Origin of the sequence: Actinophytocola sp. (assembly GCF_036555685.1) — a bacterium.
Taxonomy (GTDB): domain Bacteria; phylum Actinomycetota; class Actinomycetes; order Mycobacteriales; family Pseudonocardiaceae; genus Actinophytocola.
Map to the genome: position 1 here is coordinate 47,457 of NZ_DATBKY010000247.1, position 19,485 is coordinate 66,941.

24 protein-coding genes are annotated in these 19,485 nt (G+C 72.3%); 14 read left to right on the forward strand and 10 right to left on the reverse strand.

The window, feature by feature from the left end:
• Positions 1–213 precede the first annotated feature (213 nt).
• The 4 genes from VH969_RS24920 to VH969_RS24935 all read left to right on the forward strand — a co-directional run bounded on the left by VH969_RS24920 (position 214) and on the right by VH969_RS24935 (position 3,357).
• The gene (locus tag VH969_RS24920; RefSeq protein WP_331978341.1) at positions 214–693 is read left to right on the forward strand and encodes an RNA polymerase sigma factor; all 480 of its coding nucleotides are present in this window, start codon (positions 214–216) and stop codon (positions 691–693) included.
• Positions 686–1,264, forward strand: a complete 579-nt coding sequence (locus VH969_RS24925; protein ID WP_331978343.1) for a methylated-DNA--[protein]-cysteine S-methyltransferase — start codon at positions 686–688, stop codon at positions 1,262–1,264. The genes VH969_RS24920 and VH969_RS24925 overlap by 8 nt, the downstream gene beginning before the upstream one ends.
• Positions 1,261–1,953: a 2OG-Fe(II) oxygenase gene (locus tag VH969_RS24930; protein ID WP_331978345.1), complete on the forward strand. Its 693-nt coding sequence runs from the start codon at positions 1,261–1,263 to the stop codon at positions 1,951–1,953. The genes VH969_RS24925 and VH969_RS24930 overlap by 4 nt, the downstream gene beginning before the upstream one ends.
• A gap of 330 nt (positions 1,954–2,283) precedes the next feature.
• Entirely contained in the window at positions 2,284–3,357 is a 1,074-nt protein-coding gene (locus VH969_RS24935; protein WP_331978347.1) for a Zn-dependent alcohol dehydrogenase, read from the forward strand.
• Here the strand turns inward: VH969_RS24935 and VH969_RS24940 are convergent.
• Both VH969_RS24940 and VH969_RS24945 read right to left on the reverse strand, forming a co-directional pair.
• Positions 3,354–3,692 carry a VOC family protein gene (locus VH969_RS24940; RefSeq protein WP_331978349.1) on the reverse strand — a complete coding sequence of 113 codons (339 nt, stop codon included), beginning with the start codon at positions 3,690–3,692 and terminating at the stop codon, positions 3,354–3,356. The two genes, VH969_RS24935 and VH969_RS24940, sit on opposite strands and share 4 nt — an antisense overlap.
• A 9-nt stretch (positions 3,693–3,701) precedes the next feature.
• Positions 3,702–4,904 carry a cytochrome P450 gene (locus VH969_RS24945; protein ID WP_331978351.1) on the reverse strand — a complete coding sequence of 401 codons (1,203 nt, stop codon included), beginning with the start codon at positions 4,902–4,904 and terminating at the stop codon, positions 3,702–3,704.
• Between the two features lie 104 nt (positions 4,905–5,008).
• Here VH969_RS24945 and VH969_RS24950 point away from each other — a divergent pair, with 104 nt between their 5' ends.
• The gene (locus VH969_RS24950) at positions 5,009–5,647 is read left to right on the forward strand and encodes a TetR/AcrR family transcriptional regulator (RefSeq protein WP_414638615.1); all 639 of its coding nucleotides are present in this window, start codon (positions 5,009–5,011) and stop codon (positions 5,645–5,647) included.
• 3 nt (positions 5,648–5,650) lie between these two features.
• On the opposite strand, the gene VH969_RS24955 is transcribed toward VH969_RS24950, so the two are convergent.
• Positions 5,651–5,848 (reverse strand): ferredoxin, encoded by a 198-nt coding sequence (locus tag VH969_RS24955; protein WP_331978353.1) that lies wholly within the window; start codon positions 5,846–5,848, stop codon positions 5,651–5,653.
• A 118-nt stretch (positions 5,849–5,966) separates the two neighbouring features.
• On the opposite strand from VH969_RS24955, the gene VH969_RS24960 reads away from it, so the two are divergent.
• Together VH969_RS24960 and VH969_RS24965 are read left to right on the forward strand one after the other, a co-directional pair.
• Positions 5,967–7,070, forward strand: a complete 1,104-nt coding sequence (locus VH969_RS24960) for an NAD(P)/FAD-dependent oxidoreductase (protein WP_331978355.1) — start codon at positions 5,967–5,969, stop codon at positions 7,068–7,070.
• A 62-nt stretch (positions 7,071–7,132) separates the two neighbouring features.
• Positions 7,133–8,062: a ribose-phosphate diphosphokinase gene (locus tag VH969_RS24965; RefSeq protein ID WP_331978357.1), complete on the forward strand. Its 930-nt coding sequence runs from the start codon at positions 7,133–7,135 to the stop codon at positions 8,060–8,062.
• Positions 8,063–8,095: 33 nt separating this feature from the next.
• Here the strand turns inward: VH969_RS24965 and VH969_RS24970 are convergent, their stop codons facing one another.
• A complete protein-coding gene (locus VH969_RS24970; protein WP_331978359.1) occupies positions 8,096–8,611 on the reverse strand; it encodes a hypothetical protein in 516 nt (171 codons plus the stop codon).
• 247 nt (positions 8,612–8,858) lie between these two features.
• Here VH969_RS24970 and VH969_RS24975 point away from each other — a divergent pair, with 247 nt between their 5' ends.
• Positions 8,859–9,308, forward strand: a complete 450-nt coding sequence (locus VH969_RS24975) for a hypothetical protein (RefSeq protein ID WP_331978361.1) — start codon at positions 8,859–8,861, stop codon at positions 9,306–9,308.
• Between the two features lies 1 nt (position 9,309).
• Positions 9,310–9,480: a hypothetical protein gene (locus VH969_RS24980; RefSeq protein WP_331978363.1), complete on the forward strand. Its 171-nt coding sequence runs from the start codon at positions 9,310–9,312 to the stop codon at positions 9,478–9,480.
• Between the two features lies 1 nt (position 9,481).
• Here the strand turns inward: VH969_RS24980 and VH969_RS24985 are convergent, their stop codons facing one another.
• Together VH969_RS24985 and VH969_RS24990 are read right to left on the reverse strand one after the other, a co-directional pair.
• A complete protein-coding gene (locus VH969_RS24985; RefSeq protein ID WP_331978365.1) occupies positions 9,482–10,015 on the reverse strand; it encodes a GNAT family N-acetyltransferase in 534 nt (177 codons plus the stop codon).
• Positions 10,012–10,452: a hypothetical protein gene (locus VH969_RS24990; protein ID WP_331978367.1), complete on the reverse strand. Its 441-nt coding sequence runs from the start codon at positions 10,450–10,452 to the stop codon at positions 10,012–10,014. The genes VH969_RS24985 and VH969_RS24990 overlap by 4 nt, the downstream gene beginning before the upstream one ends.
• Positions 10,453–10,501: 49 nt before the next feature.
• Here VH969_RS24990 and VH969_RS24995 point away from each other — a divergent pair, with 49 nt between their 5' ends.
• Positions 10,502–11,170, forward strand: a complete 669-nt coding sequence (locus VH969_RS24995) for a lysophospholipid acyltransferase family protein (RefSeq protein WP_331978369.1) — start codon at positions 10,502–10,504, stop codon at positions 11,168–11,170.
• Between the two features lie 110 nt (positions 11,171–11,280).
• On the opposite strand, the gene VH969_RS25000 is transcribed toward VH969_RS24995, so the two are convergent.
• Positions 11,281–11,859: a TetR/AcrR family transcriptional regulator gene (locus tag VH969_RS25000; RefSeq protein ID WP_331978371.1), complete on the reverse strand. Its 579-nt coding sequence runs from the start codon at positions 11,857–11,859 to the stop codon at positions 11,281–11,283.
• A 93-nt stretch (positions 11,860–11,952) separates the two neighbouring features.
• Between VH969_RS25000 and VH969_RS25005 the strand changes: the two genes are divergently transcribed.
• The 3 genes from VH969_RS25005 (at position 11,953) to VH969_RS25015 (ending at position 15,220) form a co-directional block, all read left to right on the forward strand.
• Positions 11,953–13,521 carry an MDR family MFS transporter gene (locus VH969_RS25005; protein ID WP_331978373.1) on the forward strand — a complete coding sequence of 523 codons (1,569 nt, stop codon included), beginning with the start codon at positions 11,953–11,955 and terminating at the stop codon, positions 13,519–13,521.
• 10 nt (positions 13,522–13,531) lie between these two features.
• Positions 13,532–14,041, forward strand: a complete 510-nt coding sequence (locus VH969_RS25010) for a universal stress protein (protein ID WP_331978375.1) — start codon at positions 13,532–13,534, stop codon at positions 14,039–14,041.
• A 96-nt stretch (positions 14,042–14,137) separates the two neighbouring features.
• A complete protein-coding gene (locus VH969_RS25015) occupies positions 14,138–15,220 on the forward strand; it encodes a glycoside hydrolase family 3 N-terminal domain-containing protein (protein ID WP_331978377.1) in 1,083 nt (360 codons plus the stop codon).
• 4 nt (positions 15,221–15,224) lie between these two features.
• Here VH969_RS25015 and VH969_RS25020 read toward each other — a convergent pair whose 3' ends face one another.
• Positions 15,225–17,396, reverse strand: coding sequence for an MMPL family transporter (locus VH969_RS25020; RefSeq protein WP_331978379.1), 2,172 nt, complete (start codon positions 17,394–17,396; stop codon positions 15,225–15,227).
• Positions 17,397–17,548: 152 nt separating this feature from the next.
• On the opposite strand from VH969_RS25020, the gene VH969_RS25025 reads away from it, so the two are divergent.
• On the forward strand, positions 17,549–18,136 hold the full coding sequence (locus VH969_RS25025; protein ID WP_331978381.1) for a TetR/AcrR family transcriptional regulator: 588 nt from the start codon (positions 17,549–17,551) through the stop codon (positions 18,134–18,136).
• Here VH969_RS25025 and VH969_RS25030 read toward each other — a convergent pair.
• Complete coding sequence (locus VH969_RS25030; protein ID WP_331978383.1) at positions 18,123–18,938, reverse strand: EamA family transporter; 816 nt, start codon at positions 18,936–18,938, stop codon at positions 18,123–18,125. The two genes, VH969_RS25025 and VH969_RS25030, sit on opposite strands and share 14 nt — an antisense overlap.
• Positions 18,938–19,417 (reverse strand): MarR family winged helix-turn-helix transcriptional regulator, encoded by a 480-nt coding sequence (locus tag VH969_RS25035; protein WP_331978385.1) that lies wholly within the window; start codon positions 19,415–19,417, stop codon positions 18,938–18,940. The genes VH969_RS25030 and VH969_RS25035 overlap by 1 nt, the downstream gene beginning before the upstream one ends.
• Positions 19,418–19,485 lie beyond the last annotated feature (68 nt).

A 19,485-nucleotide genomic window follows, 5' to 3' on the forward strand; every position in this document is an offset into this window, starting at 1 on the left:
CCTCGACGAGGTAGCCAGGGAGCGGCTGGGACCGCGTGTGCGGGGGCCAATGTGGACGTACAGCCCGGACAGGGGCCGCGGATCCCGAGCCGCGGCATGCCCGAGTGGTACGGCCGGCCGCGCACCTGCCGCGGCAGGTCGGTCCCGTCGTCCTGACCGCTTTCCGCCGGCATGGCAGTCTCACGTTTCGTGGGACCGGGGCGTCTACGTGGTGTGAGACCTTTCGAGCAGATCGTCGCCGAGTACGGGCCGATGGTGCTGCGCGTGTGCCGGGCGCTGCTCGGCGCCGCGGACGCCGACGACGCGTGGTCGGAGACGTTCCTGTCCGCGTTGCGCGCCTACCCGGGCCTGCCGGTGGACGCCAACGTGGAGGCCTGGCTGGTCACCATCGCGCACCGCAAGGCCATCGACGTACACCGGGCGACCGCCCGGCGGCCCGTCGCGGTGGGCCGCGTGCCGGACCGGCCGTCCCGTGCGGGCCGGCCGGAGGACTGGGACGGCGACCTGTGGGACGCGCTCGCGGCGCTGCCCCGCAAGCAGCGCGAGGCGGTGGCCTACCACCACCTCGCCGGCCTGCCGTACCAGGAGGTCGCGGCCATCACCGGCGGCAGCACCGACGCCGCCCGGCGCGCCGCGGCCGACGGCATCAAGCGGCTGCGCACGACGTACCCGAGGGGAGAGGACGATGACTGAGTTGTTCCCACCGGCACCCGCGTCCGTGCCGGCACACCTGCACGACCGGCTGGTGGCCGGCGCCGAGCGCGAGGGCCTGCTCGACGTCGCGTACCGGACCGTCGACACGCCGGTCGGCACGCTGCTGCTGGCCGCCACCCCGGCCGGCCTGGTGCGGGTCGCGTACGGGCCGGTTCCCGAGGCCCTCTCCGCGCTGGCGGACAAGGTGAGCCCGCGGATCCTGCACGCGCCCGGCCGGCTCGACTCGGTGGCGCGGCAGCTCGACGAGTACTTCGCCGGGACGCGGCGATCCTTCGACGTGCCGCTGGACCTGCGGCTGGCGACCGGTTTCCGGCGGGCCGTGCTGGACCACCTGCCCGACATCGCCTACGGCCGCACGGAGAGCTACGCCGAGGTGGCCGCCGCGGCGGGGAGCCCGCGTGCGGTGCGGGCGGTGGGCACCGCGTGCGCGCTGAACCCGGTGCCGATCGTGGTGCCGTGCCACCGGGTGGTGCTCTCGAACGGCTCGATGGGCCGGTACGCGGGTGGCGAAGCGGCGAAGCGGACCCTGCTGACGTTGGAGGCGGCGTGAAGCTGAACATCGACTGGGAAGCCGTGACGGCGGAGCTGAACACGAACGGGTGCGCGCTCTTGCCGCGCCTGCTGACCGCGCGCGAGTGCGCGTCGATCGCGTCGCTGTACGACGACCCGTCCCGCTTCCGCGCGACCATCGACATGGAGCGCTACCGCTTCGGGCGGGGCCAGTACCGGTACTTCACGACTCCGTTCCCACAGCTCGTCTCCTCGTTGCGGGCCGCGCTGTACCCGTCACTGGTGCCGATCGCCCGCGACTGGGCGGAGAAGCTGCGCTGGCCGGCGACGTGGCCGGACACCCTCGCGGAGTGGCTCGACGAGTGTCACGCGGCCGGCCAGACGAAGCCGACGCCGATCCTCCTGCGCTACACGGAGGGCGACTGGAACGCGCTGCACCGGGATCTGTACGGGGACAAGGTTTTCCCGCTGCAGGTGGTGATCAACCTGAACGTCCCGGGCGAGGATCACACGGGCGGCGAGTTCCTGATGGTGGAGCAACGCCCACGCGCCCAGTCCCGCGGCATCGCGACGCTGATCCCGCAGGGCCACGGCCTGGTCTTCACCACCCGCGACCGCCCGGTCCGCTCCGCCCGCGGCTGGTCGACGGCCCCGATGCGCCACGGCGTCTCGGTCATCCGCTCCGGCCGCCGCCACACCCTGGGCCTGGTCTTCCACGACGCGGCCTAGCGTCGCATCGCAATCGGCCTGGCGGGCGGGGACGAGGTCGACCTTGCCCACCGACGACGGCCACGAAGGCGAGCAGTAGCACCGGCGCGACCGCCACCCTCGACCAACGCATCGGCCGGAGCCGGCGCAGGGTCCGGTGACGTCCGGACCACGAGGACGTCCGGCGGCCCGAACCGATCGGCCTGCACCAGCCTCATTCGGCCACGTCGCGAACCTCCAGTATGGTCGAGGTCAAGGGCACGTGGCGCACGACACCGCCTGCCGGTCCGCGGGAACCCCTAGCCTCAATACCGATGGACCCGGGGCGGGGAACGGACTGGGGAGGACGACATGGTGAAGGCAGCGGTGCTGATGCGGCAGGGCGAGCCGCTCGAGGTACGCGACATCGAGCTCGGTGACCCCGGCCCCGGCCAGGTCCGCGTGCGCGTCGCAGCCGCCGGCGTGTGCCACTCCGACCTCTCGCTCGCCAACGGCACCCTCGCGCTCAACATGCCGGCCGTGCTCGGCCACGAGGGCGCCGGCACGGTCGTGGCGGTCGGGGAGGGCGTCGACCGGGTCAAGGAGGGCGACCCCGTGGTGCTGAACTGGGCGCCCGCGTGCCGCGAATGCTGGTTCTGCGAGCAGGGCGAGCCCTGGCTGTGCGTGCACGCCGAGGAACGCGCCACCCACCCGTACGCGACGCTCGCCGACGGCACCCCGGTCTACCCGGGCCTCGGCACCGGCGCGTTCGCGGAGGAGACGATCGTGCCGCAGGAGGGCGTCGTGCCCATCCCCGGCGACATCCCGCTCGAGCAGGCCGCCGTGCTCGGCTGCGCGGTGCTGACCGGCAACGGCGCGGTGCACAACACCGCCCGGGTCCGCGCGGGACAGTCGGTGGTCGTGATCGGGCTCGGCGGCATCGGGCTCTCGGTCCTGCAGGCGGCCCGCTCGGCCGGCGCGGACCCGATCATCGGCGTCGACGTCAGCGCGTCGAAGGCCGAACTCGCCGCCGTACACGGGGCCACGGAGTTCATCGTCGCCGACGACAAGACCAGCAAGGCCGTCCGCGCGAGCACCGGCGGCCGCGGCGCCGACCACGCCTTCGACTGCGTCGGCCTGCCGGCGACCATCCGCGCGTCATGGGGGAGCAGCCGCCGGGGCGGCACGGTCACGGTGATCGGCGTCGGCAGCCGGACCAGCCCGGTCGAGTTCAACGCGCTCGAGCTCTACTGGTTCGGCCGTACGCTGCACGGCTGCGTCTACGGCTCGTCCGATCCCGACGTCGACGTGCCGCGGCTGCTGGGCGAGGTCGCCGCCGGGCGGGTCGACCTCGCCGCGCTCACCACGGACACCACGGACCTGAACGGGGTGAACGAAGCGTTCGAGCACTTCGGCCAGGGCGGCCGGACGATCGTCCGCTTCTAACCCGGGACGCTGCCGAACGCGATCTCGTTGCCGTCCGGGTCGTGGTAGGTGATCTTGCGCACGCCGTTGCCGTAGTTCTCCTCGCCGGCCGGTTCGATGCCGTGTTCCGCGATCGCGGCTACCCGTGAGTCGAGGTCGTCGACGATCACCGTGACGAGCCCGTGCCCCGCGTGCTCCGGCCGCTGCACGATGTAGACCATCCGATGGTCGGCCAACTGCCACACGGCCTCGGTGTCGTGCGGGAACATCGACGGCTTGCCGAGCAGAATCTCGTACCAGGAAAGCGCCGCCGTGAAGTCGGCGACGGGCAGGCCTGCAAAGAGTTCCAGCGACATGGCGCCATGCTAGGCGGCCGCGTCCCAGGTCACCGGGAGCTCGTGCAGGCCGTAGACGGTCGCGTCGTCCTTCACCGGCAGCTCGTCGATCGGCACGGCCACGCGCAGCGTCGGGATGCGGGCGAACAGCGTGTCGAACACGACTTGCAGCTCGAGTCGCGCCAGATTCTGGCCGAGGCACTGGTGCGCGCCGAAGCCGAACGCGATGTGGTTGCGTGCGCCCCGGCTCAGGTCCACCCGCGCCGGTTCGGGGAAGACGTCCGGGTCGTGGTTGGCGGCCAGGTTCATGGTCACCACGCCTTCGCCCGCCTTCACCGGCACGCCGCCCACCTCCGTGTCCGCCACCGCCACCCGCGAGGTCACCCACTCGACGATCGTCAGGTGGCGCAACAGCTCCTCGACCGCGTGCGGCGTCTTCGCCGGATCCGCGCGGAGCTCCGCGAGCTGGTCCGGTCGCTGTAACAGGGCGACCGTGCCGAGCGAGATCATGTTCGCGGTCGTCTCGTGGCCCGCGATCAGCAGGAGCAGCGCGAGGCTGGTGAGTGCGTCGTGGTCCGCGGTGCCGTCGGCGCGGCGCTGCCGGATCTGCCGGCCGATCAGGTCGTCGCCGGGGTCGGCCTCCTTGCGCGTCACCAGATCGTCCATATAGGACCGCAGCTCGTCGCTCGCGGCGATCGCCTGCTCCTTGGTGGCCTTGCGGTTCAGCAGCGTCTTCGTGCGCGCCTGGAAGTAGTCGTGGTCGGGGTAGGGCACGCCCAGCAGCTCGCAGATCACGAGCGACGGCACGGGCAACGCGAGCGCCGCGACGAGATCGGCGGGCCGCGGTCCGGCGAGCATCGCGTCGACGTGCTCGTCGACGATCTGCTGGATCCGCGGCCGCAACGCCGCGAGGCGCCGGACGGTGAACTCGCCGAGCACCGCGCGCCGCGCGGGACCGTGCTCCGGCGGGTCCATCGACAGCAGCGAGCGCGGCGAGTCCTGCCGCTGCAGCCGGCGCCCGACGATCACCGGGAAGTTGGGGTCGAGCCGGTTGGCGCTGAACTTCGGGTCGGTCAGCAGCGCTCGCACGTCCGCGTGCCGTGTCGCGATCCACGCCTCGTCGCCGGTGCGCAGCATGACCTTGGTCAGCGGGCCGGTCTCGCGGCGGGCGAGGTGGCCGTCGGTTGCCTCGAACGGGCAACCGCGGGGTGGCGGGAAGTCCGGCTCTGTCATGCGTTGTCCCTTGTGACCGATGTGGAAGGAATTCGTCCGGTTGCTTCCGACCGTAGTCATGCGGACGCGGATCGTCCAGTTCCGGGGGATGGGATAATCACGCGATGAACGGCATGACGTCGGAGGCGCCGCTGCGGTCCGACGCGCGCCGCAACCGCGACCAGATCCTGCGAGCGGCCAAGGAGATCTTCGCCGCGCGCGGGCTCACGGTGCCGATGGACGAGATCGCGCGGGAGGCCGAGGTCGGCGTCGGCACGCTGTACCGGCGGTTTCCCGACCGCGAGGCGCTGATCCGCGCGGTGTTCCGGGACAACGTCCGGACGATCGCGGAGGACATCCGGGCCGCGCTCGACGAGGAGCCGACGGCGTGGGACGCGCTCGTGCGGATCATCCGCCAGTCCGCGCAGCTGCGACTGTCGATGCGGCTGCACGCCCACCGGGCCGCGGTCGCGGCGATGGTCCGGGACGACGAGGAGACCGAACGCTACCGCCGCGAGGCGTTCGACGTGCTGGACGAGGTCGTGCGCCGGGCGCAGGAGGAGGGCTCGCTGCGCACGGACGTCGGGCTGGGGGACCTCGCCGTGCTGTTCGTGTCGGTCGTGCACCAGACGCACGACCTGGCAGCGGAGGCGGCCGAACTGGCGCCGGGCCGGGTGCTGGGGATCATGCTCGACGGCCTGCGGGCGCGCGACGCGGTACCGCTGCCGGGCCGGCCGCTCACGCGGTCCGACCTCCGGCGCTGAGGGTTACTCCGCCTCGAGGGAGATCGCCTGGCTCGGGCACATGTCGACGGCCTCCTCGACGGCCGTCAGCTGCTCGCCCTCGACGTGCTCGACGAGCACCACGACCGTGCCGTCGTCGTCGTTCTGGTCGAACACGGCGGGCTCGGTGAGCACGCAGTTCCCGGAGCCGACGCAGCGGGCGGTGTCGGTGACGACTCGCATGTCGTGTCCCTCCTTGGTATTCCGCTCCGACCGTACCGCGTGTGACGCGCGTCGCCCCGGCGCGCTGTCACGTCTCGAGCGGCTGCCCAGTCCAGTTCACGACAGGAGGGAGAACGTCATGACCCACATCGTGGTGCTGGGCGCCGGCTACTCGGGGCAGCTGGCGGCGAATCTCGCCGCCCGCCGGCTGGACGCCGAGGTGACGGTGGTGAACGAGCGGGACCGGTTCGTCGAGCGGGTGCGGCTGCACCAGCTCGCCGCCGGCCAGGAGCTGCGCGAGCACAAACTCGCCGACCTGCTGCGCAAGAGCGGCGCGCGGCTCGTGGTGGACCGGGTGAGGTCGATCGACACCTCGGCGCACGCGGTGATTCTCGAGTCCGGCGAGCCGATCCACTACGACACCCTGATCTACGCGCTGGGCAGCGGACCCGATCTGGAGTCCGTGCCGGGGGTGGCGGCACACGCGCACCCGGTGACCGGCGCCGAGCAGGCCTCGCGGCTGCGTGCCAGGTTGTCCGACGGCGGCACGGTGACCGTCGTCGGCGGCGGGCTGACCGGCATCGAGGCGTCGACCGAGCTCGCCGAGTCCTACCCCGAGCTGAAGGTGCGGCTGCTGACCGGGGACGCCTTCGGCTCGCGGCTGTCCACGCGCGGCCGGGCGTACCTGCGGTCCACGTTCAAGCGGCTGGGCATCGAGGTCCGGGACTCGGTGCAGGTGACCGAGGTCCGCGCGGACGGCGTCGTCCTGGCCGGCGGCGAGCACATGCCGTCGGACGTCGTCGTGTGGACCACGGGCTTCACCGTGCCGGCGCTGGCCCGCGAGGCCGGCCTGGCGGTCGACGAGCACGGCCGCATGCTGGTCGACGAGACGATGCGCTCGGTGTCCCACCCGGACGTCTACGGCGTCGGCGACGCGGCCTCGGTGCACGTGGGCGACCAGGAGCTGCGCATGGCGTGCGCGACGGGCCTGCCGATCGCCCAGGCCGCGGTCCGCGCGATCGCCGCCCGTGCCGCCGGCCGCGAACCGCGCCCGATGCGGTTCCGGTTCGTGAACCAGTGCATCAGCCTGGGCCGCCGGGACGGCCTGATCCAGTTCGTGCACGCGGACGACTCCCCGAGGGAGGCAGTGCTCACGGGCCGCCCGGCCGCGCTGTACAAGGAGCTCGTCGTGCGGAGCGCGCTGCTGGTCCAGCGCCACCCCGCGATACCGACCTCCTTCTGAACGACCGCCCACCGGCGCTGGCTAGCATTCGCTCGGCGGGTGGTCGAGCAGGGGAGCGGCGGGTGCGGGAGATCGCGGTGTTCGGCGGTAGTGCGCATCCGGAGCTGGCTGCGGAGATCTGCGAGCACCTCGAGGTGCCGCTGGAGCCGGTGCGCGTCACGCGGTTCGCCAACGACTGCCTCGAGGTGCAGCTGCAGGCCAACTGCCGCGAGCGGGACGTCTTCCTCATCCAGCCGCTCGTAGTCCCCGTGCAGGAGAACCTCGTCGAGCTGCTGCTGATGCTCGACGCCGCGCGTGGGGCCTCCGCGGCGCGCACCACCGTGGTCATGCCGCACTACGCCTACGCGCGATCGGACAAGAAGGACGCACCGCGCATCTCCATCGGCGGGCGGCTCGTCGCGGACCTGCTCGTGGCGGCCGGGGCGAGCCGCGTGCTCGCGATGACCCTGCACTCGCCGCAGGTGCACGGGTTCTTCAGCGTTCCGGTCGACCACCTGCACGCGCTGCGCGAGCTGTCCGCCTACTTCCGCAGCTACGACCTGTCCGACACCGTCGTCGTGTCACCGGACCTGGGCAACGCCAAGGTGGCCTCGCACTTCGCGCGCCTGCTGGACGTGCCGGTGGCCGCGGGGGCGAAGCAGCGGTTCGCCGACGACAAGGTCACGATCAGCTCGATCATCGGCGACGTGACCGCCCGGGACGTGATCGTCCTCGACGACGAGATCGCCCGCGGGAGCACGGTCCTCGAACTCCTCGACCGGCTGCGCGAGCACGACGTGCGCTCGATCCGCGTCGCCTGCACACACGGGCTGTTCGCCGCGGGCGCCCTCAAGCGCATCGGCGAGCAGCCCGACGTCCTCGAGATCGTCTGCACCAACACGGTGCCGATCGGGGAGCGGCACGCGAAGCTGACCGTCCTCTCCATCGCGCCGGCACTCGCCGAGGCGATGCGCCGGATCCACAATGGAGAGTCGGTCAGCGCGCTGTTCTGAGTCGCCGGGAACGGCTGCCCGCGAACGTGTGGACTACGGCCGGTACGGCTGCTGGCGGACGGTCGCCGACGGGCTGTCGACGTAGGCACGCGCGCGAGCCCGAGCGGTCGGGCTGTCCACGTACGCCGCGCTCTCGGCCGGCTCCGCCACATGCGGCGTGACGGTGGCGGCGGTCGCTGCCTCGTGCGCGATCCGGCGGGCCTCCCGCTCGTGGGCGAACTCGTCGAACTCCTGACGGTCGCGGATCTTGCCCAGCGCGACCACGGCGATCCAGTGGGCGATGCCGATGATGATCAGCACGACGCCCAGCCGCACGACGATGCCCTCGACCGGCGTGTCGGCAGGCACGTCGATCGTCGAGATCAGGGCCAGCACGCCCAGCGTCGCGAAGTGGAACAGCACCGTCACGAGTCTGGTCAGCGATTCCGCGGACGCGTTCGGTGCGAACTGCTGGAGGAACCGGCGGCCGTTACGGTAGATGACCTGGCCGTCGACGAGCACGAGCAGGGTACCCAGCAGCAAGAACGTCAGATAGCTGTTGGTATCCACGGTTTGCACCTCTCGTCCGGTGATGGGACCGGGACTACTGACAGTGAGTGCCCCCCACCGGCCAGGACGAAACTTGCACCTGGCGAAGCGTCGAAAAAATCATGGATCGGTACCGGCGCCGCTTGCGTCGGACCCGGCACGACACCCGACTAACGGCGCTGTCGGTGACCGCGTCCGACCCATACGGTTTCGACCGCAGCATGCGCGGGCATCCACACCGCGACCGCACGGAAGGAGAGCACGACCGATGCGCAGCGACGGCTCGACGGCCCAGGTGACCGCCCACCGTCTCGTCCACTGTGTACTCGACAGTGACTCGGACGGGCTGACCGACGCCTTGGAGACGGTGGTCGACCAGGGTGACCAGGAGCTCAAGGCGTACGTTCGCGAAGTCGTGGCCGAGCTGATCCAGGTCGGTGCCACCGCCGTGCGGCAGTCCGTGGACCCCGAGGAGCGTCCCGCCTTCGCCGTCGACCTCCGCGACGCCACGAACGACCCCGTGTCGATCGACGAGCTCGAACCGCAGGTGCGGGCCACCATCCGGGCGCTGCTCGCCGATCTCAACGGCTCTCCGGAGGACGCCGAGTTCCAGCTGGACCTCGCCGTGCGCCAGCTCGACCAGCTGACCGGCCTGGAGACCGTGCGCCGCGCGCTGACCATGACCGTGGCGCTCCTGCAGTGGTCGGGTGAGGCCTGACATGACCAGGGACTTCGGCGCCGACGACGCGGACGTGCTGGAACAGCAGCGGGCTCTCGACGAGGCCGCCGAGAACGACGACGTGCCCAGTGCCGACGTCGAGGCCGACTCCGCCGACCTGCAGGAACAGAGCCGCGCGGTGCCGTCCGAGGACGACGACCGGCGCGCGTGAGCTACCAGACGTCCCCGTCCCGCCAGTCGCAGGCGAGCTCGCCGCCGAGGTCGAGCGGCACCTCCACGGGCAGCACGAAGATCCCGTCGTCGTCCTCCGGAGTGCGCCGCAGCCCCTCGGGCGCCAGCACCGCGGACGTACCGCGCCACGGCTGCCAGCCGCGTGCGGTGTAGAAGCCGATCGCCATCTCCGACGAGCTCAGCGCGCCCAGGTCGTACCCGCGCCGGATGATCGCTTCCAGCGCGGCCATGACCTGGCCGGCGTGGCCCTCGCCCCGGCGGTCCGGGTGCACGCCGACGCCCTCGACGTAGCCGGCGCGCAGGGCCCGGCCGCCGTGCAGGAGCCGGCGCTGGACCACCGACCCGTGCGCGATCAGCCGCTGACCGTCCCAGACGAGCGCGTGCATGCCGCCTTTCGCATGCTCCCAGTCCTGATCGGACATGTTCCCGTCGAACGCGACGTCCAGCAGCGCGCGGGCGGCACGGCGCTCGGCGCCGACCAGCTGCGCGGTGTGGGCGAGGCGAAGCTCGGTCATCGGGCACCTTCTCGGCGGGCCAGCAGGGCCGCCCGGGTGACGGTCCAGCGCTCGCCGTCCGCGACCTCCGCCGTCGCCCGGAACTCCATGGGGTGCAAGGGGATGCCGAGCGAGTCGCGCTTGTGCCAGACGACCTCGCAGGTGAGGACGGCGAACCCGGAGTGCTCGGCGGTCGCCCGGACGCGCAGCTTCGCATAGTGCGCGGCGGTGCCGTCCGCGGCGACCAGCGTGGCCGTGCCGGTGCGCGCGAGGTTCGCCCGCGCCGTCACGGAGGCGATCGCGACCAGCAGCTCGCCGCCCGCGGGCAGCAGCTCGGCCGTGCTCAGCAGCATCACGTGCGGGTAGCCGGCCTCGTCGACGGTGACGAACGGGAACGCCTGCTCGTCGCGGTCCGCCGCCGGCCATGGCTCGAGCAGGCGGGCGAGGTCGGTGTCCACATCGGGCAGCCTATGCTGGGGCCGTTTTTGCGAGATCGGGGAGAGGGCCTTGCTGAACCAGTTCGTTCGCCACGTCCTGGCGCCGCTCGCGCGGCTCGTCTACCGGCCCCGCGTCGAGGGCCTCGAGAACGTGCCCACCGAGGGGCCGGTGATCATCGCCGCGAACCACCGTGCCGTGCTCGACACCGCGGTGATCTCGCTGGTCGTGCGCCGGCCGGTGCGCTTCCTGGGCAAGGCGGAGTACTTCACCTCGCGCGGCGTGCGCGGCCGGCTGATGGCGGCGTTCGTCGACGCGCTCGGCTTCATCCCGGTCGAGCGGGGCAACGCGCACGCCGGCCTCGCGGCGCTCAACGCAGGGCAGAACGTGCTGAACAACGGTGGCGTGTTCGCGATCTACCCCGAGGGCACGCGCTCGCTCGACGGCCGGCTCTACCGCGGGCACACCGGCGTCGCGGTGCTGGCGCTGACGACCGGCGCGGCGGTCGTCCCGGTGGCGCTGACCGGCACGGAGAAGCTGATGCCCCGCGGCGGCAAGATCCCGCGCTACGCGAAGGTCTCCATCCGCTTCGGCGAGCCGATGGACTTCGCCCAGATCACCGAACGCAACCTGCGCGCCCGCCGCCGGGTCACCGACGAGGTGATGGCCGCGATCCGCGAGCTGTCCCAGCAGGAGTACGTCGACAGCTACCACCGCCGCCCGGACGAGGGCATCGCCTGACCCGTGCCGCGGATCCTCGTCACCGGCATGTCCGGCACCGGCAAGTCGGGCGCCATGCGTGAGCTGGCCTGGCGCGGGCACCGGACCGTGGACACCGACGGCTCGCGGAGCTAGCGGAAGCGGACCCGGTCGAGTAGCCGGTCCATCAGCCCCGGCAGGTCCTGCTCGCCGGCCGAGTCGAACCACAGGGCACCCGCCGTGCGCGTCGCGGCGAGGAACGTCGCGGCCATCAGCCGGGCGAGCTCCACGTCCGCGGCGCCGCGGGCCAGCAGCACGTCGGCGAGCTCGCGTTCCAGCTCGATCTGGTCGGCGGCCTGCCGGGCGAGCAGCGACGGGTGCCGGCGGAGCAGCCGCAGCTGCGCCACCCACACGGGGTCCGGCGGGTTGACCGGGGGATAGAGCTGCCCGGCGCTTCGCCGCAGGGCGGTCCACGGGCGTTCGCCCGCCGGTCGCGCGCGCAGCAGGTCCAGCAGCCGCCGGGTGCGCTCGCGGTCCGCGTGCAGGACCGCGTCCTCCTTGTTGGCGAAGTAGTTCGAGAACGTCCGCCGCGACACGCCGACCTCGTCCGCGATGTCCTCGACGGTCACCTTGTCCAGTCCGCCGGCCATCGCGAGGCGCAGCGCGGCCTCGTGCAGCGACTGCCTGGTCGCCGCCTTCTTGCGCTCTCGCAACGTGCCAGTGGCCTCCACGAGATCCACCCTATCGGTAGTGGTACATTCCTATTGTGCAATTTTGCACGATGAGCAAGAATCGTGCACTGGCCACGCGAGAGGGAGAAGTGCATGGCCGAGGGGTCCGCGCCCGCTGAGCCGATGCCGCACCGGCAGGTGCTGGAGTCGCTCAGCGGGCTGCTGCTGGTGCTGTTCGTCGCGATGATCAGCTCGACCGTCGTGTCGACCGCGCTGCCGTTGATCATCGGATCGCTCAACGGCTCGCAGACGCAGTACACGTGGGTGGTCACGGCGACCCTGCTGACCGCGACCGCGAGCACGCCGATCTGGGGCAAGCTCGCCGACCTGTTCAACAAGAAGACACTGGTCCAGATCGCGATCGTGATCTTCGTGCTCGGCTCGATGGCCAGCGGGTTCGCGCAGAACGCCGAGCAGATCATCGCCGCCCGCGCGTTCCAGGGCCTCGGCGTCGGTGGTCTGCAGGCGCTGGTCCAGGTCGTGATCGCGGCGATCATCCCGCCACGCGAGCGCGGCCGGTACAACGGCTACCTCGGCGGCGTGATGGCCGTGGCGACCGTCGGTGGCCCGCTGCTCGGCGGACTGATCGTGGACGTGTCGTGGCTCGGCTGGCGGTGGTGCTTCTTCGTGGGCGTGCCGATCGCGGTGCTCGCGTTCGTCGTGCTGCAGAAGACGCTGCACCTGCCCACGATCCGCCGTCCGGACGTCCACGTCGACTACGCCGGCGCCGCGCTGATCGCGGTCGGCGTGAGCATCCTGCTGGTCTGGGTCTCGTTCGTGGACAACAGCTTCGGGTGGCTGTCGTGGCAGACGGCGGCGATGGTCGGGGCCGGAGTCGTCATCCTCGTCGCCGCGGTGATCGTCGAGACGAAGGTGCGCGAACCGGTGGTGCCGCTGCGGATCGTGCGGACCCGCACGACCGCGCTCGCGATCCTCGCCAGCGTGGCGGTCGGCCTCGCGATGTTCGGCGGCGCGGTCTTCCTCGGCCAGTACTTCCAGGTCGGCCGGGGCTACACGCCGACCGAAGCGGGCCTGCTGACGATCCCGATGATGGCGGGCGTGCTGGTCGCGTCGACGGTCTCCGGCCAGCTGATCAGCCGGACGGGTGTGATCAAGCCCTACATCGTGGGCGGCGCGGTCGTGCTGGTGATCGGGTTCCTCGGGCTGGGCATGATCGACCACGACACGTCGCTGGTGTTCATCGCCGGCGCGATGGTGCTGGTCGGCGTGGGCGTCGGGATGACGATGCAGAACCTGGTGCTCGCGGTGCAGAACTCCGTGCCGCTGCGCGACCTCGGCGCGGCGAGCGCCTCGGTGACGTTCTTCCGCTCGCTGGGCGGCACGATCGGCGTGTCGGTGCTGGGTGCGGTGCTGGCGAACCGGGTGACGGCCGATCTGACCGCGGCGTTCGGCGGGCACGACCTGACCTCGGGCGGTGGCCAGACGAGCGCGCTCAACCTCGCCGCGCTGCCGCCGCGGGTCCAGCAGGTGGTGCGCCAGGTCTACGGCGACGCGACCGCGCACATCTTCCTGATCTCCGCGGCCGCGGGCGCGGTGGGCGTGATCGCGGCGCTGCTGCTGAAGCGGATCACGCTGCGCACCACGATCGATCTGGAGAAGGTCGAAGAGGAGCAGCCGGTTTCCGACCCGATCGCGGGGTAGGTGGTCGTCAGTGAGCGGCGCGGCCGACGTGGGCGAGCCCGCACGGGCGGATGACGAACCCCGGGCGTACGAGCCGACGATCGAGCGGTTCGGGCCGAGGTTCACGGCCGGTCGCACCATCCTCGTCGGCGTCGACGGCACCGACACGGCGATGCGGGCCGCGGCGTACGCGTTCGGCCTCGCGCGGCGGCAGGGCTACCGGCTGCTGGTCGCCTTCGTCGCCGCGCGCTCGGGCCTCACCCTGACCGGCCAGGCGGCGGCGTTCGAGCACCGGACGCAGCTGCAGCTGTGCGCGGAACTGAGCGCGGAGATCCGGTCGGCCGCCGAGGAGCTGTCCGTGCCGGTGACGTTCGTGAAGATCCACGGGGATCCGGTGACGGCCCTCCGGGAGGCGGCGGACTGCTGCCACGCGGACACGGTCGTCGTCGGTGCCTCGACGAGCGCCGGCCACCGGATCGCGGGCTCGGTCGCCACCCGCCTGATCCGCGCCGGCCACTGGCCGGTCATCGTCGTCCCATGAACGTGCCGTTAGAAACTTACGATCTGTGGACGCTCTGCGTTATCGTTGACCCACGCAGCGTCTAGGAGGTCGGGGTCCATGCGACGTGGTCGGTTGGTGCGCTGGTTGTTGGCCGTCGGGCTCGTCGCGAGCGGGTTCGCCTGGAACCAGGGGCCGGCCGACGCGGATCTTGTCGCGTTCGCGCAGCAGGCCGCCGGGCAGCGGGTCATCTACTCCTACCCGGGCCTCACACCGCCGGAGAGCCTGCTCGCCCGGATCCGCGCGGGGGAGGCCGCCGGGGTGATCTTCTTCGGCGAGAACATCTCCAGCCTGTCGCAGATCTCCGGGGTCGTCGCACAACTGCGCGCCGCCGCCGCGCAGAGCCCGGTCCACGAGCCGTTGCTGCTGATGACCGACCAGGAGGGCGGCCAGGTCCGCCGCCTCCCCGGCGAGCCGACGCTCTCGCACAAGCAGGTCGGTCAGTCGTCGAACCCCGCCGCCGCGGCGACCACGGCGGGCAACGGCGCGGGACAGAACCTCGCGGGCGTCGGGATGAACGTCAACCTGGCGCCGGTGCTCGACGTCTTCCACCAGGCAGGCGACCTGATGGACCAGTTCGGCCGGTCGTTCAGCTCGAACGCCGGCACGGTCGCCACCCTGGGGGCCAACTACGCGCGCGCCGAGCAGGCGCGCGGCGTCGCCGCGACCCTCAAGCACTTCCCGGGGCTGGGCAAGGCGAACGCCGACCAGAACACCGACACGAAGCCGGTGACGCTGAACGTGTCACTGTCCACTTTGCGCAGCGTGGACGAGGCGCCGTACCCGGCGTCGATCTCCGCGGGCGCGAAGCTCGTGATGCTCTCGTGGGCGGTATACCCCGCGCTCGACGCGAGCCGGCCGGCGGGGCTGTCCCGGACGGTCATCCAGCAGGAGCTGCGATCGCGCAACGGGTTCACCGGTGTAACGGTCTCCGACGCGCTCGAGGCCGGCGCCCTGCGGGACTTCGGCTCGGCCGGCAACCGTGCGGTGCTCGCCGCCGACGCGGGCGTCGACCTGATCCTCGCGTCGGCACGCGACGTCGGCCAGGGCGACCAGGCGGCGACGGCCCTGGCCAACGCACTCGCCGACGGCACCCTCGACAGCGGCGCCTTCGGCGACGCGCTGACCAGGATCCACAACCTGCGCGCCGGCCTGTCCTGACGGTCTAGACCGGAACCGGCGTCCGGCGGTCCTCCTGCGGCGGCTCGGACAGCCGCTCGCCCTCCACGTCCACGTTGGGCAGCAAGCGGTCCAGCCAGCGCGGCAGCCACCACGCGCGCCTGCCGAGCAGCGACATCACCGCGGGCACGATCGTCATCCGGACCACGAACGCGTCCACCGCGACACCGACGGCGAGCGCGAAGCCGATCGACTGGATCAGCGTGTCCTCCGCGAACACGAACCCGGCGAACACGCTGGTCATGATCAGCGCGGCGGCGACCACGACACGTGCGCCGTGCCGGAACCCGCTGACCACCGCCTCGCCCGCCGGCATGCCGTGTACGTACTCCTCACGCATCCGCGTCACGAGGAACACCTGGTAGTCCATCGCGAGTCCGAAAAGGACACCGATGAGCAGGATCGGCAGCATGCTCATGATCGGGCCGGTGGCGGCCACGCCGAGCGCGTCCGCGAGCCAGCCCCACTGGAACACCGCGACCACCGCGCCGAACGTCGCCGCCACCGAGGCGAGGAAGCCGATCGTCGCCTTGAGCGGCACGACCACCGAGCGGAACACCAGCATCAGCAACAGGAACGCGAGCCCGACGATCAACGCGAGGTAGGGGAGCATCGCGCCGGCGAGCTTGTCCGAGACGTCGATGTTGGCCGCTGTCTGGCCGGTCACCGCGATGTCCGCGCCGGTGCGTTCGTGCAGCGTGCCGGCCGCCGCGCGGATGTCGCCGACGAGGTTCTCGGTGGCCTCGTCGCTCGGGCCGGTCGTCGGGATGACGGTCAGCAGCGTGGTGTCGCCGGTGCGGTTCTGCTGCGGCGGCATGACGGCGGCGACGCCGTCCAGGTGGCCGATCCGCTGTGCGGTGAGCTGGACCGCGGCGCGCGGGCCGGCCGCGGCGTGCGTGTCGACGACGACGGTCAACGGCCCGTTGGCGCCGGGACCGAAGCCCTTGCTCACGAGCTCGTACGCCTTGTGCTGGCTGGACTCCGGCGCGGCGGTGGCGTCGTTCGGCAGGCCGAGCTGCATGCTCGCGGCCGGCACGGCGACGATCGCGAGACCGGCGACGGCGATCAGCAGCGCGGACACCCGGCGCCGCGCGACGAAGCGGGCCCACCGCTCGCCCATGCTGGCGCGGCCCGGCTTGGGACCGCCGCGTAGCAGCCGGCCGGCACGGACCTTGTCGCCCGCGAAGCCGAGGATCGCCGGCAGCAGCGTGGTGGCGACGAGCACGGCGACCGCGACGGTGATCGCGGCGGCGATGCCCATCTCGGCGAGGAACGGGATGCCGACGACGGTGAGCCCGGCGAGCGCGACGATCACGGTCAGCCCGGCGAACACAACCGCGGAGCCGGCGGTGCCGACCGCGCGCCCGGCCGCCCCTTCGCGGGTCTCGCCGCGGGCGAGCTCGTTGCGGTATCGGGAGACGATGAACAGGGCATAGTCGATGCCGACCGCGAGGCCGATCATCAGCGCGAGCACCGGCGTGTTGGCGTTGAGCTCCGTGAACCCGGACGCCGCGGTGATCCCCGCCATGCCGATGCCGACGCCGACGAGCGCGGTGAGCAGCGGCAGCCCGGCGGCGACCAGGGAGCCGAACGTGATCACGAGGACGACCGCGGCGACGAGCACGCCGAGGATCTCGGTGGCGCCGGTCTCCGGGGCGGCGCGGGTGGCGTCGCCGCCGATCTCGGCGCCGAGCGCGGTGCCCTCGGTGGCCTGCTCGAGGGCCGCGCGGTCGGCGTCGGTGAGCTCGAACGCCTGCTGGTCGTAACCGACCTGGATCAGGGCGACCGTGCCGTCGCGCGAGATCGACCGCGTCTGCAGCGGGTCGGTCACCCGCTTGACCTCGGGCGCGTCCTTCAGCGCGGCGACGACCTTCTCGACGGCCTGTTGGTTGGCGGGGTTGCGGAACGTCTGGCCCTCGGGCGCCTCGAGCACGACCCGGGCCGTGGCGCCCCCGACGCCGGCCTCGGGGAACGTCGCCTTGAGGTGGTCGATCGCGCGCTGGGACTCGGTGCCGGGAATGCTGACCGCGTTGCTGAGCTGGCCGGACAGCCCGACCGCGCCCAGCCCGAACAGCACCAGCAGGACCGTCCACACGCCGGCCACCAGCCACCGCCGGCGGAATGACGCACGGCCGAGGCGGTAGAGGAATGTCGCCACCGTTGACTCCTTCGTAGATGAACTCCCGATCTCGAAGCTAGCCGAACGGCTAGGAGACGCCAAGCCGATCGGCAAGTATGTGACTAGCCGCACGGCTAGTTGTCGTCCTAGTCGATCGACAAGTAGAGTCGGGTTCTCTGCAAGGAGGCGCGATGACGGCCACGGCGGCCCGCTCGACCGAGCCGGACACCCGGACCCGGTTGCTGAACACCGCGCTGGAGCTGTTCACCCGGCACGGGGTCGAGGGCACGTCGCTGCAGATGATCGCGGACGCCATGGGCGTCACGAAGGCCGCGGTGTACTACCACTTCAAGACGAAGGACGAGATCACCGAGGCGGTGGCCGAACCCGCGCTCAGGCGGCTCGGCGCGATCGTGCGCGAGGCGAGCGCGATGCGCCGCCGGGGCGCGCAGATCGACCACGTGCTGGCCGGCATCGTCGACATGGTGATCAGCCACCGCGCGCTCGCGGCCGTGTTCTCCAGCGATCCCGGCGTGGCCCGCGCGCTGGAGCGGTCGCTGCACGGCGAGGAGAACGTCAAGGACTGCTTGACCGAGCTACTCGTCGGATCCTCGTCGAACCCCGCCAGCGAGGTGGCCGCGCACGTGGCGCTCGCCGGCATCGCGCTGGCCGGTGGGTCGCCCGCGCTGGCCGACATGCCGGACGACGAGCTGCGCGCGCACCTGCTCGACGCGGGCCGGCGGCTGCTGGGCCGCCCGCGCCGGGTCAGCCGAGGGTGAGCAGGACGATCGCGGCACCCGCGCCGAGCAGCCCGGTGACCTGGGCAGAGTTGACCCGCTCGCGCAGGACGGTAAGGCCGAGCAGCACGGGGATCGCCGGGTAGAGCGAGGACAGCACCACCGCGATCGACAGCAGCTGCTCGCGCGTGGCGAGCAGGTAGGCGACGAGCGCGAGGGTCGCGCTCCACCCGGTGGCCACCGCGCCCGCGGTGATCCGCGCGCCCGGCAGGCGCCGCGTCCGCCAGGCCATCGGCAGGACGGCGAGCGTGGCGGTGATCCGGCCGGCGAGCACGGGCCAGAGCCCGGTCTCGGGGCCGGCCTGCGCGAGCGCGAAGTACTGGACGGCGATGGCCACGCTGGCGAGCAGCCCGTCGGCCACGCCGCCTTCCGTGCCGCGATCGCGGTAGGAGACCAGTGCGAGCGCCGGCACCGAGAGCACCATGCCGGCCACAGCCGGGCCGGACGGCCGGTCGCCGAGCAGCACGACACCGGCCAGCGCCGGGATCGCGAGGCCACCGACCGCGCTGACCGGCACCACGACGCTCATCGCGCCGCGGCTGATCCCGCGGTACAGGAACACCATGCCGATGCCGGTGCCCAGACCGGACAAGCCACCCCACGCGAACCCGGCGGATGTGGCGGTGCCGGGCAGGACCGGCGCGAGCACCGCCGTCAGCACGAGCCCGCCTGCTTGCCCGAGCAAGGCGACGATCGCGAAGCCGGCCCGCCGGGACAGCAACCCGCCGGTGACGTCCGCGATCCCGTAGAGCAGGGCGGACGTGAGGGCGAAGGCCGCACCCATCAGCGGCCCGCTTCGGCGGCTTCGCGCGCCGCGGCACCCACTGGGCACTCGGCGTTGTTCGTGCAGATGGTTCGGTCGCAGAGCCGGCACACACGCTCCGTGTCGCCGACCCGGGCGTATACCTTCGCCAGCACCTGCTCGAGCACGGCCGTGAGCCGCTCGCGGTCGGCGTCGGTGAGGTCGGCCAGCAGGCCGGCGAGAGGTTCGCCGCGAGCGGTCAGCAGGCGGGCGGCCGCTTCCCTGCCGGCCGTGGTCAGGCGGACCGAGACCGAGCGGGCCGTCGCGTCGTGGCGGCCCACCAGCCCGGCCGCCGCCAGGGAGTCGACCATCCGCGCCGCCGCGGACTGCGTGAGCCCGACCCGCCTGCCCAGCTCCGTGACGCCCAGACCCGGCTCCGCCCGCAGTGCGAGCAGCGCCGCCGCGCCACTCGGGCTAACCCCCGCCGCCCGGGTGGCGCCCTCGAGCATCAGATCGGTCACCGCCAGACATGCGGCGCCGAAGAGGTTCGCGGTCCGGGGGGGGGGGGGGGGGGGGGGGGGGGGGGGGG